This is a genomic window from Staphylococcus haemolyticus (assembly GCF_006094395.1).
Taxonomy (GTDB): Bacteria; Bacillota; Bacilli; order Staphylococcales; family Staphylococcaceae; genus Staphylococcus; species Staphylococcus haemolyticus.
Genome location: NZ_CP035291.1, coordinates 1,493,860 through 1,506,458 on the forward strand (window position 1 = coordinate 1,493,860; position 12,599 = coordinate 1,506,458).

Annotated in this window: 10 protein-coding genes; 3 read left to right on the forward strand and 7 right to left on the reverse strand. The window is 31.4% G+C overall.

The window, feature by feature from the left end; all coding sequences use genetic code 11:
- Positions 1-124: 124 nt before the first annotated feature.
- Positions 125-1,162, reverse strand: a complete 1,038-nt coding sequence (locus EQ029_RS07210; RefSeq protein ID WP_057504808.1) for a M42 family metallopeptidase — start codon at positions 1,160-1,162, stop codon at positions 125-127.
- A 152-nt stretch (positions 1,163-1,314) separates the two neighbouring features.
- On the opposite strand from EQ029_RS07210, the gene EQ029_RS07215 reads away from it, so the two are divergent.
- Positions 1,315-2,406 (forward strand): prephenate dehydrogenase, encoded by a 1,092-nt coding sequence (locus EQ029_RS07215; RefSeq protein ID WP_011275835.1) that lies wholly within the window; start codon positions 1,315-1,317, stop codon positions 2,404-2,406.
- 73 nt (positions 2,407-2,479) lie between these two features.
- On the opposite strand, the gene EQ029_RS07220 is transcribed toward EQ029_RS07215, so the two are convergent.
- Positions 2,480-3,742, reverse strand: a complete 1,263-nt coding sequence (locus EQ029_RS07220; RefSeq protein WP_011275836.1) for a Y-family DNA polymerase — start codon at positions 3,740-3,742, stop codon at positions 2,480-2,482.
- A gap of 152 nt (positions 3,743-3,894) precedes the next feature.
- Here EQ029_RS07220 and EQ029_RS07225 point away from each other — a divergent pair, with 152 nt between their 5' ends.
- Positions 3,895-4,083, forward strand: coding sequence for a 2-hydroxymuconate tautomerase (locus EQ029_RS07225; protein ID WP_011275837.1), 189 nt, complete (start codon positions 3,895-3,897; stop codon positions 4,081-4,083).
- 87 nt (positions 4,084-4,170) lie between these two features.
- On the opposite strand, the gene EQ029_RS07230 is transcribed toward EQ029_RS07225, so the two are convergent.
- Complete coding sequence (locus EQ029_RS07230; RefSeq protein ID WP_057504807.1) at positions 4,171-5,148, reverse strand: LCP family protein; 978 nt, start codon at positions 5,146-5,148, stop codon at positions 4,171-4,173.
- A 146-nt stretch (positions 5,149-5,294) separates the two neighbouring features.
- Here EQ029_RS07230 and msrA point away from each other — a divergent pair, with 146 nt between their 5' ends.
- The gene (gene msrA / locus EQ029_RS07235) at positions 5,295-5,801 is read left to right on the forward strand and encodes a peptide-methionine (S)-S-oxide reductase MsrA (RefSeq protein ID WP_011275839.1); all 507 of its coding nucleotides are present in this window, start codon (positions 5,295-5,297) and stop codon (positions 5,799-5,801) included.
- Positions 5,802-5,874: 73 nt separating this feature from the next.
- Here the strand turns inward: msrA and mprF are convergent, their stop codons facing one another.
- The 4 genes from mprF to alsT all read right to left on the reverse strand — a co-directional run bounded on the left by mprF (position 5,875) and on the right by alsT (position 12,418).
- The gene (gene mprF / locus EQ029_RS07240) at positions 5,875-8,397 is read right to left on the reverse strand and encodes a bifunctional lysylphosphatidylglycerol flippase/synthetase MprF (protein WP_011275840.1); all 2,523 of its coding nucleotides are present in this window, start codon (positions 8,395-8,397) and stop codon (positions 5,875-5,877) included.
- A 241-nt stretch (positions 8,398-8,638) separates the two neighbouring features.
- Positions 8,639-9,868, reverse strand: a complete 1,230-nt coding sequence (locus EQ029_RS07245) for an AI-2E family transporter (RefSeq protein ID WP_049395760.1) — start codon at positions 9,866-9,868, stop codon at positions 8,639-8,641.
- A 76-nt stretch (positions 9,869-9,944) separates the two neighbouring features.
- The gene (gene glcT, locus EQ029_RS07250; RefSeq protein ID WP_011275842.1) at positions 9,945-10,799 is read right to left on the reverse strand and encodes a glucose PTS transporter transcription antiterminator GlcT; all 855 of its coding nucleotides are present in this window, start codon (positions 10,797-10,799) and stop codon (positions 9,945-9,947) included.
- Positions 10,800-10,960: 161 nt separating this feature from the next.
- Entirely contained in the window at positions 10,961-12,418 is a 1,458-nt protein-coding gene (alsT, locus tag EQ029_RS07255) for a glutamine transporter AlsT (protein WP_011275843.1), read from the reverse strand.
- Positions 12,419-12,599 lie beyond the last annotated feature (181 nt).

The window sequence follows — 12,599 nt, forward strand, 5'->3', positions numbered from 1 at the left end:
ATTTACATCACCCATTGGCTTTCTATTTGCTACAAATCATATTATCTACTTCATTCATAGAATTGTTTGATATTTCTTATATTTCAGTATAATACAAAACTCTATTTTATTTGTCAACGATCAATTATAAATTTATTGGAGATAAACAATATGCGTATAAAAGATTTTGAGTTGCATCAATAGACTCAATATGAGTTCTTTCAAGCGCGTGAGATGACTCTATACCAGCACCAAATAAACCATGACGAATGTCTGCACCTGCTTTTAGTGCTGCTGATGCATCAGAGCTATAATAAGGATAAATATCAACTTTATAAGGTATGTCATTGATTTTACATAAATTTATTAAATGAGATTTTAATTCTTTATGATAAGGACCTGATCCATCTTTAGCACAAATCGATACAGTATATTCATCTGAGGTTTGACCATCGCCTAGCGCTCCCATATCAAATGCAATAAACTCTACTATCTTATCCGATATTGATGCATTTGCACCATATCCTATTTCTTCGTTATTAGAAATATAAAACTGAGTCGTATGTGGCAATTGCGTTTCTTCTTGTTTAAGTTTTTCAAGCAGTTCTAGTATCATTGCTACACTTGCTTTATCATCTAAGTGTCTTGATTTAATAAATCCTGATGATGTAATTTCAGTTCTGGGATCAAAACTTACAAAATCTCCCACTTCAATCCCTAAATCTCTTGTCTCTTGATCAGACGTTGTTTTTTCATCGATACGAATTTCCATATGTTCGCCATCTCTAGGTATTTCATGATTATTTCTGTAAACATGGACACTTGTTTCATGCAAACAAATCGTTCCTGTATATACTTGTCCTGAATCAGTTTGTATTTCACAATACTCCCCTTCAATCGCGTTATATGTAAATCCACCTATTAAACTAATAGATAATCGACCATCTTCTTTAATTTCTTTGACCATCGCGCCTAGTGTATCTACATGGGCATTAATGCATCTTTGTTGTTCATCATTTTCACCTTGAACTTCGATAATTAAGGCACCTTTATTTGTTGTCTTAGTATCATAACCTAACGCTTCAACTTTGTTCTTAACATAATTAATTGCTTCCGTAGCATTACCAGATGGGCTATTTATTTCTGTAAGTTCTTTTATTGTTTTCAATACTTTTTGCGTCATCATTATCTCCCCTTTTTTAAAATAATTATTGATAACATTTTATCGTATTTTTAGAACTATCACTATTAATTCATTCATTTTGCTATTGTTTATCTGCACACTCTACCTTACAATGTACATATTCTGAAAATTTTGAAATAAGGTGATTCATCATGAAAAATATTTTATTTATAGGACTCGGTTTGATTGGTGGCAGTTTAGCTAGCAATTTAAAATATTATCAACCTAATCTTACAATATCAGCATTCGACGCTGATAAAGATCAACTTGAAAAAGCATTATCAATAGGAATAATTGATAAAAAAATTGAGGACTATAGTGAAGGCGTAAAAAATGCAGATATTATCATTTACGCTACTCCAGTACAACAAACTGAATTATACTTAAAAGAATTACCTAATTATCAAACACAATCTCATTTAATTGTAACTGATACTGGTAGCACTAAATCTAATATTCAAAGCTATGAAAAGTTTCTCTTAAACAACGACATTCATCTTGTAGGTGGCCATCCTATGGCTGGAAGTCATAAATCTGGCGTTCTAAATTCAAAAAAACATTTATTCGAAAATGCTTATTACATTCTCGTTTATGATGATGCACGTAATGCTGAATCGGCTAAAAAGTTACAAACATTGTTATCAACTACATCTGCAAAATTTATAACAACATCAGCACAAGAGCACGATTATGTTACTGGAGTTGTGAGTCATATTCCCCATATCATCGCTTCAAGCTTAGTTCATTTGAGTGAAACAAACTCAAAGAATCATACTCTAGTAACACAATTAGCAGCTGGTGGCTTTAGAGATGTCACACGTATAGCTAGTAGTAACGCAGATATGTGGAGAGATATTACGTTTAGCAATCAAGAAAATATATTACACCTATTAGAAATGTTGCAACAACAATTAGATTCAATTTCATCCCATATTCGTTTAAATGATACTAATGAAGTCCATAGTTTCTTTTCAGGTGCTAAAAAGTTTAGGGATCAACTTCCCGTTAAACAACAAGGTGCACTGAGTATTGCGTATGATCTCTATGTAGATATTCCAGATAAATCAGGTATGATTAGCAAAGTAACTTCCATTTTGAGTTTACATAATATTTCTATAAGTAACTTAAAAATCCTTGAAATTCGTGAAGATATTTTAGGTGCTTTGCAAATTAGCTTTAAAACTCCTGAAGATCGTGAACGAGGCATTAAGGCGCTCAGTGATTTTGAAACATACATTCTATAATAATGTCCTCCTAATACAATGAAGTGCGCTCGATTTCTTTTAAATGCGCATTTCATTGATAGGAGGATATATTTTACATTTTATGCCCTGCCATTAAGCCCAAGCGACCATGCTTTGTTCCAGCATCAGTGTAAGATATCGCTTTAGATACGATTCCCTTACCATATTTGTTTTGTAAGTAATCAATGGTTTTAGCTAGCTTTTCATCTCTTCTTCTTTCATATTCGTCTATAAATAAGTTAAGCTGGCGGTCTTCCTCATTAATAAGTTGTGTCAATGATACGCTCAATGTTCGATACAGTGCATTCTTATCACACAATTGATTCGCATAATAATTAACTACTTTATAGATGTCGCGTTCTAAGTTTGTCGCATCTGTTAGTGTATATTGCTTATGAACACCACCGCCTTCTGTATAACCAAATGAAAAGTGAATTGTTCTTGCCAATTGTTTACGTGCTCTTATTCTACTAGCAACGTCTTCTATCAATTCTTGCATTACAATTTTCGATTCCTCAAACCGATAATCTCTCATCAGTATTTGGCTTTTACATATGGATGGATTAGTAACATTATATTTTTCTCTCAATTTACTTTGATCAATACCATTAGCATGTAAATGCATATCTATCCCTAATACACCAAAATCTCTTTTAAGAAATCTGTATGGATATTGAGCTAAATCTCCAACAGTTACAATCCCTTTCTTATTGAGCTTTGCTTCTGTTTTCTTGTTAATGCCCCAAAAATCACGTAATGGCGTAATTTTCCACATTTTTTGTGGGACATCATGATATCTCCATTCTGTAATACCGTTGGATGTATGTTTTGCTTCAATATCCATTGCGACCTTACTTAATAACATGTTTGATCCTATACCAATAGTGCAATATATCCCTGTTTTATCTTCTATTTCCTTTTGTAATCTTTCTGCAAATGATTGTACAGTAGAGTTAAATCGATGATAGCTATCAGTCACATCTAAAAAGAATTCATCTATACTGTATTGATGTAAATCTTCTCCCGGTACATATTTAAGCGCAATTTTAGAAATTGCTATTGAAACTTCTAAATATTTTCTCATGCTAGGATTGATAATATAAATATCATTACGATGCGGAATCTCGAATAGTCTTGACCCTGTTTTGATACCAATTTCTTTTAATTTAGGTGTAGCTGCTAAAACAACCGATCCTTGTCTTTTAGTGTCTGCAACTACTGCTAACTTTGTTTCTAGAGGATTCAATCCCTTTTGGATACATGATACACTAGCAAAAAAACTCTTTTGATCGATACATAATATGTCTCTTTCTTCCAATAAATTATAATCATACATGCCAAGATACCTCCCTTAGTCATTTTTATTATATACGAACATTTGTTCTGTTTCAATAAAAATAAGAACTAATGTTCTTTATTTTGTTTTGGAGTACTGTCCTAAAACATGCTATACTATGGATGAAATTACTAATTCAAGGAGGAAATAAGATGCCAATCATCAATGTTAAATTGTTAGAAGGACGCTCAGATGAACAATTAAAAAATTTAGTAACAGAAGTAACAAATGCAGTTGAAAAAACTACTGGAGCTAATAGAGAGGCAATTCATGTGATTATTGAAGAAATGCAAAAAAATCACTATGGCGTTGCAGGAGTTAGAAAATCAGACGCAGAATAAAACTTTAATTAGTTTACATAATAATATTATGGTGTTTATTAAAGTCGTAAAAAAGAGTGCACCCAATCGAGTGCGCTCTTTTACGTTTTAGTTATTTAGAAATTCTTTGACAGCTTTTTTATTTTTCTCCTTATCAATCTCTAAGGCACTGCCATCGTTATTTGTATTAATATTCTGGTACGAATTATTAATTGGAACCGTAAGAGATTCTACGTTCTTATCTCCTCTTATACCGTAACTAATACCTGTTTGGAAGATAGCTGAATTTGGCATACTTGTATTAATATAGCCCCTTAATATACCAGCTACTTTAGGCAATTTTATTACTGAGCTAGGTGTAACTAACTCTTTTTTCAACGTCTGCATAACTTGTTGTTGACGTCTAACTCGCCCAAAATCTCCTTCCTCATCATGTCTAAATCTCGCATATCCAAGTAATTCTTTACCGTTTAAACGATGATGACCTTTTTTAAGAGATACGCCAATATTTTCAGACATATCTTTTTCTACGTCCATAGGAACGCCGTTAGGTTCTAATTCATCAATCATCTTTTCAAAGCCCGTAAAATCAATGACTGCATAATATTCAGGATTAATACCTAAATTCTTATTTAAAGTCTTTCTAAGAAGTTCAGGTCCGCCAAGTGAATAGGCTGCATTAATTTTATAATTCTGATATCCAGGTATTTCCGCATAAATATCACGCATCACTGACATCATTTTCATTTTCTTATGAATATAATCATATTGAACTACCATGATGGAATCTGAACGCGACTTACCACCGCTAGCTTTGTCAGCACCTAACACAAGTACAGAAATCTTACCGTCATTTTTTACTGGTCCATTAAACTTATGTACTTTGATATCTTTTGCATGTTTCTCAGCGTAATTAACACCACTACGATAACCATGGACAATATAGATAATAGCTGCGATTAGCAATATCAATATAATCAAAATGATAAAAGGTAATTTACGTAGCTTTTTCTGATTCCGTCGTTTAGAAGGTGTCTGCGCGTCTGCTTGTCGTCTGTATACTGTCTTATCCTTCTCTTCTGTCATATTTACCTACCTTACGTCTAGTAAAAATCTTCAAAATTGTATATCTATGTACTATAATTATATATAATTAAATTATAGAAGTTGCTTTGAAAAATCAAGCGATTTTTAAATAAATGGTACTAAGGTCCAATGAAAGGATGGCATAAATGAATATTAATACAGCATATTTTGCTGGTGGGTGTTTCTGGTGTATGACCAAACCTTTCGATCAATTCGATGGTATAGAAACAGTAACATCTGGCTATATGGGTGGTTCAACTCACAATCCTACTTATGAAGATGTGAAAAGTGGGACCACAGGACATTATGAAACTGTAAAAATTGAATATGATGTTGCATTGTTTTCTTATAATAAATTATTAGAAGTATTTTTCTCGGTTATTGATCCCATTGATGATGGTGGCCAGTTTCAAGATAGAGGTTCACAATATAGAACAGCTATATTCTACACGAATGAGGATCAAAAAAGACTTGCTGAGCAATACGTTCACCAACTCGAGCAAACAATTCATTCAGAAAAAGCAATAGCGACTAAAATATTACCCGCTTCAACTTTTTACAAAGCAGAAGAATATCATCAAGATTTTTACAAAAAGAACCCTGAGCGTTATGCTCAAGAACAACAAGACCGAGCAAATTATAAATCCAATTAAAGTTTTAAATAATCAAAGGCACCCTTCAAAGTGATTATCACCCATTCACTTGTTGGATGCCTTTTTTTAACAATTATTTATGACGAATAACTCTCATTACTTTTAACATACTATACCATAGTGAACTATCTTTTCTATAAACCAAAAATCTTGGTTCCCAATTTGGACTATATTTTTCTTTATACTTACGTAGTCCTTGAAAGCGATATAGACCATTGAAGTGTTCAAACACACGCCCAGCTACACGCTCTCGTGGGTAAGAATAATTTAATTGACCTACATTTGATAAAGTTGCCATACCCATGTTAAATGCTTTATAGCCTTTATCTTTACCCCAAAGTAACATATGTAGATATAGGCCATCCATTAAAGGTAAATCTAAATCAGGTAACCAACGAATTAAATCTACTGAAATAGCTTCATTATAATAAGTAGGCATTAAAGTGCAAAACGCAATGACTTTACCTTCCTCATTCTTCATTATTCCAATAGGTGCTTGTTGTAAATACTCTTCTGTAAATTGACCTACTGAAAAATGCATTTCATTACGTCCATCTAGCCATTGATTACTAACTTGTTTTAATTGAAAAATGAGATCTTTCGAAAAAGGTGGCTCTAAAATTTCAAATTGAATATTTAAATCATCAAATTTATTAAGTGTTGCTCGGAAACCACGACGTTTCTTTCCTGATGTCGTAAATTGAGTTAAATCTATAATGGCCTCTTCACCAAGTTTGAAAAACTGATTACCAAAATTATGATATAGCGGCATAAAGCGATCTGACACTTGATAGAATATAATGTCATAGCCTAACTTTTCACCGTAGTTATAAAAATCAATAAGTAAAGACTGAAACGCCTTCGTATCACCGATTGGATCTCCTAACACAACAAGAGCGTTACCTTTGTAGCGATACATTAAAAAAGCTTGTTGCGCTTCATGCATAAAGACATCTTTATCTCCACTATAGATTAAATGACTTAAATAATTGCCACCATACGTTTCAATAATTGATTTACATCTCGATAAATCTTCTAATTGATGTGGTCTAGTGTATCTAGACCCCAATAACCATGCGACGATACCTACAAGTATGACTACGACAAGAATAGTTAACCAGAAATAATATTTCAATAAAGAAGTATCCATTTCAATGTGGTAAATATCAAGTGCATATAAAGTTTCTGAAATTATAAAATGATTAACATACAATACCAGCATACTTAAAATAATTGTAAAAATTAAACGTTTTAATCTGAATGGTCGTTTCATCACTTTAGAACGACGATAAGCGAGAATAAGTAATATAAATATTAATAAAATCCATGATAAAAGAATTAAAGATGCATAAGTATATATTGTTGCACTAAATATTAAAACAAGTGAAATCATTACAAACAAAATAGCACGTCGGCTTTGTTTAAATACACCTCTAACATTGATAAGTAATAATAAGCAAGCACTTGTATGTACAGATAACATAATATAATATGCGAAATGATGATCATCGTATAAACCATCATAAACAATTGTAATGTTATTAATAAAGAAAACAAAACTTGTTATTAGTACTAACGTAGCTAAGGCAAATGATGGAATCTTGGCAATAATATCTTTTTGATAAGAGAATAAAAAAGATGTTACATCTCTTGCAGGTACAAAATATTTAGATTCTTCGAAGTATTTTCGCGCAGATGATCCAAACTCAAATGTAGATAAAATAAGTGCAATAATAACTGGTACAAAGTAATAAGCGAAACGATATAATAATAACGCTAATAATACTTTTTCTTCAGGAACGCCTAAAGACTTAAGACCTAATAATACAACTAAATCGAAAGCACCGAAGCCACCTGGTATGAAACTAACCAATCCAGAAAGAGCAGCAATGATGAATATACCGATAACAGTCGTGAATGCTATGTTAATATCTACAATAACTGTTGATAAATAGAGTACTGTCGCAGCTGCCAGCCACTCAAAACTTGATACTAATGTGCAATAAACACCTAAATATTTATTGTTACGATCAATAGGGTTAATCATGGTATAGGCAATAAATAAAGGTAAAAATAATGCAACAACATATAAAATCCATCGAACCCAACTTACTTTATTTATTATATGGGAAGCATCAAAGATATGTAACACGACAAGGATTGATAAAAGACTCAAACCCATTAACATAGAAATCAGTATGATTGAAATGGCATGAACTAATTTTTTTCTATCAGTTGTATAATTTTTATAAATAAATGCTCTAAAACCAGCCCCTATAAATCCACCAAAGCCAACAATGGCATTAAGTGCATTAATGATATAGCTGATTTTAAAAACCCTAATAAGTGGTATATCAAGTTTTAACCCTTTTACTAAGATAAGATCATACAAACTTAGTAAAATCATAGCTGAACCACCGCAAATGAATAAGCCAACTAGATACCAACGATTAATTTTGCTAAATGCTTCAAGTGTTTGTTTAAAATTAATGTGTGCTAATTCATGATATAGCGTTGCAACAACTGCTATAAATAAAACTGCAGCAAAAACAAATTTGAGTATTGATAATAATCTATTCTTAAGTTCTTCAGTCATGTCATACCTCTACCTTTACCTACGATTATTTAAAAATATATCATACCTTCATTTGAATGAACATATGAATATGTATAACTCATACTAACAGTATTGTAATGTGTGTAAGATTAAATACTTTCTTAAAAAAGACGGGAACGAGACAGAATCCAAAAATGAATTCATTATCTCATTCCCGCTAGGTAACTAAAACTGAGAAAGCTAGATAAACTGGCTTTAACACTTAATACTCTTTTAGAGTTTATTCAGCTTGAGTACATTCTTTAGTTTCTTCTTTTTTAATTTCATATTCTCCTGAATCATCACCATAATACTTGTTATAACGACGTTTAAATAATAAGAATAGGTGTGAGACTAATACTTTAAGTATTGCATAACCAGGAATACCTAAAATAACACCAACAATACCTAATAAATTACCAGCACTCAATAAGATGAAAATAATCGTTAAAGGATGAATTTTCAATGTTTTACCCATAACATTAGGTGAAATGAAATGTCCTTCAATAAATTGAACAAGCGTCCATACTACAATTAATTTCAATAACATGAAAGGCGATGTAATAATCGCTATGATGATGGCTGGTGAAATAGCAATCGTTGGTCCTAGATAAGGTACAACACTTGTAACAGCAGCTATACAAGCAAGTACAAGACCGTAATCAAGACCAATAATTGAATAACCTATAAAGAGTAAGATACCAATACAAAATGAAACAATAATTTGACCTTGGATATATGATCCAACTTGTACACTCATTTTTTCCATTAAATCATGGTAATCTTTTCTAAATTTAGGTGGCATAATCTTCGTTGAATACTCTTTAAATTTGTGACCATCTTTTAACATGAAGAATAATACAAAAGGTGTTGTGACAAGAACTACACCTACATTAACAATAGCTTCTGCAAAACTTCTAATTTTAGTTCCAAATCCATCAAAATAACTCGAAACCATAGAAGGTATCTTATTGGAAACTGAGTCTAACCAATCTTGTATTTGAGTATAAAATGATGATAAGAAAGAAAAATGTGTGACTTGATCTATAGCGTTATTAAATTTATCTACATATTTAGGGAAGTTGTTAGCTAAACGTGTGATTTGATCTCCAATAAGCGGAATTAATAAATTAATAATTAATGTCGCTCCACCAACAATAGCTAAAAATACAATAATGATTCCTAGTAATCTTGGAATATTATATCTCTCCATCAAATTAATCACTGGATTAATAAGATAGAATAAAATAAGCGATAAAATAATTGGTGCTACAATTGTATTAAATATGATGATAAATGGTTCAAAAACATAAGAAATTTTATCAAATATAAATATTACAATACCTATGAGCACTAATGAAAGCAAAGCAAATAATAAATCTTTACCGCCTAAGAATTTCATAAAACGCGTTTCTGTAAAACTAAATTTTTTTGCGTTTTTTTCTTCAACTTGCTTATTTTCAATTGCCATGTTTTTCACCATACCTTAACTTACTATTAAAACTATAGCTATTTTACATCATAACACAAAAATAATTAAGTGTTCCTTAGTTATGCGATGAACTTATTTGATTTTCAAAATGATAAATATGTAAAGCAAGATACACAATTTCGGAATCATCGATAGGAATATTCAAGTGCTTTTGAATCATTTTTGAAATTTTAAAAGCAGTATTATATGCATTTGGGTAATGATTTTTAACCATATCTATAAAAACATCTTGAGCATATATATATTCTTTTTTATTAAGTCGTCGAATTAAAAATTGAATATGTCTTATAAAACGTTGATATTGAACCGTATGATTATCGATTTCATGATTTAAATCATTTTCAATAATAAGTATACTTTTACTAATCAATTTATTGATCAAAGACATCTCATGTATCGTTAAATCCTCTGTGTTTGAAGCAATGTGTAATGCAATAAATCCAATTTCATCAGGTGGGAACTTAACATCTAGTCGTTGATTCAATTTATCAATAACTTGACTTGCAATAGCATACGCATCACTATATAAATGTTTGGTTTCGATAGCAAATGGATTACTAATAATTTGATTTTGTTTTAATCTTTTATATGCAAATATAATATGATCAGTCAATGCAACAACAAGGTTTTTATCATCTGTAGTATGAGTTGTACTTGTAATAAAATTGACTGATTCAATAATCGCTTGTAGAACATCTTCATCGGCAATTTCAACTAAAGATTTGTAATATTCTTGTTGCTGTTTTTGCTCTAATTTATAAACCTTTTCTATTGAAGCACTTTCATCTAGGGTCATTCCAGCCTTTTTATTAAAGCCAATACCTTTTCCAATGAGAATGACCTCTTGATTATTATAAGTGCATATGATGACGTTATTATTTAAAGCTTTAGAAATGGTATACTCACCCATCATAATCACCTTTCTCTGTAATATATGAATTATAAATCTATTTATTAAAAATGAAAAGATTTCTAACTTAATGTAAAAACTCCTTTCAACGTTTTGAATGAGAGTTTCAACACATTGAAAGGAGTATGAATAAATTCTATTTTAATCAATCACTTAAGTGATTATTTTTTAGGTAGTTGATTTTCTCTACCCCAAGTTTCAATACCAAATAAGTTAATTTCAAGATTCTCTGGTTTAAACACAGGTTTCATACCAGCTTTACGTTGTTTTTGGTAATCTTTCATTACAGCTATCGCTATATTTGAAAGACCAATTATAGAAATCAAGTTAACAATTGCCATTAATCCCATGAATAAATCGGCAGTACTCCATACAGTTTCAGTTTTTACTACTGATCCAACAAATACTAATAAGACAACTAAACATCTAAAAACAAACATAACTACTTTGTTTTTAGATAAGAACTCTATGTTAGATTGACCATAATAATAGTTACCAACAACAGAAGAAAATGCAAATAGCGTAATTGCGATTGTTAAGAAGATACCTCCAGCTGAACCTAAATGTTCATTTAATGCTGATTGTGTAACTTGAACACCTTGAGGTGCATTTTCTCCAAATTTTAATCCTGAATATAAAAGAATCATAATCGCTGTGGCTGTACAAACTAACATTGTATCGAAAAATACACCAAGTGATTGAATTAAACCTTGTTTAACTGGATGTGGCACTGCCGCTGTTGCTGCTGCGTTTGGCGCAGAACCCATACCAGCCTCGTTAGAGAATAGACCACGTTTAATACCTTGAAGAATCGCTGCACCTACAGCGCCTCCTGTAACTTGCTCGAAACCAAATGCACTCTTAATGATTGTGCCAATCATCGGAACAATTTGATCGATATTTAATAATAAGATAACTAAAACCATACCGATATAAATAATAGCCATGATTGGAACAATCAATGAAGATAATGTCGCGATACTGCGGACACCACCAAAAATGATTGCTGCAGTAATAACAGCTAAAATAATACCTGTTACAACTGGACTTACGTTGTACTGTGTATTTAATGATTCTGCAATCGTATTAGATTGAACAGTATTAAATACAAACGCAAATGTTATAGTAATTAATATTGAGAATAAGATACCTAACCATTTTTGGTTCAAACCTTTAGTTATGTAATATGCTGGGCCCCCTCGGAATCCACCTTCTTTGTCATGAACTTTATAAATTTGAGCTAAAGTTGCCTCCATAAATGCACTTGCAGCACCGATAAAAGCAATTACCCACATCCAAAATACTGCACCAGGACCACCTAGTACAATTGCCGTAGCTACACCTGCAATATTACCAGTACCTACACGGGAACCAGCACTAATTGCAAATGCTTGGAATGGTGATATACCTTTTTCACCACTATTTAATGTTTCAGGTTTCTCGGTTAAAGCTCTAAACATTTCCGGCAACATACGTAATTGCACGAATTTAGAACTAATAGTAAAGAAGAACCCTACAGTTAATAGCAATCCAATTAAATATTGCGACCAAATTAAATCATTACCTACCTGAACAATTGTTTTAAACCATCCAGGTATTAAATTATCGAAATCACTCATTAAATCCCTCTCATCTAAAATAATTTAATATCCTAAGATATACTACAAGAGATTTATACTGTATTGAATAAACCCAATAAAATAATACTAGTACATATTACGTTTGAGTGTTATACAACATCAATATAAATCTCTTGAAAGATTAAAATTGGTTAAAATAACAAGTTCAATTTTATCATTT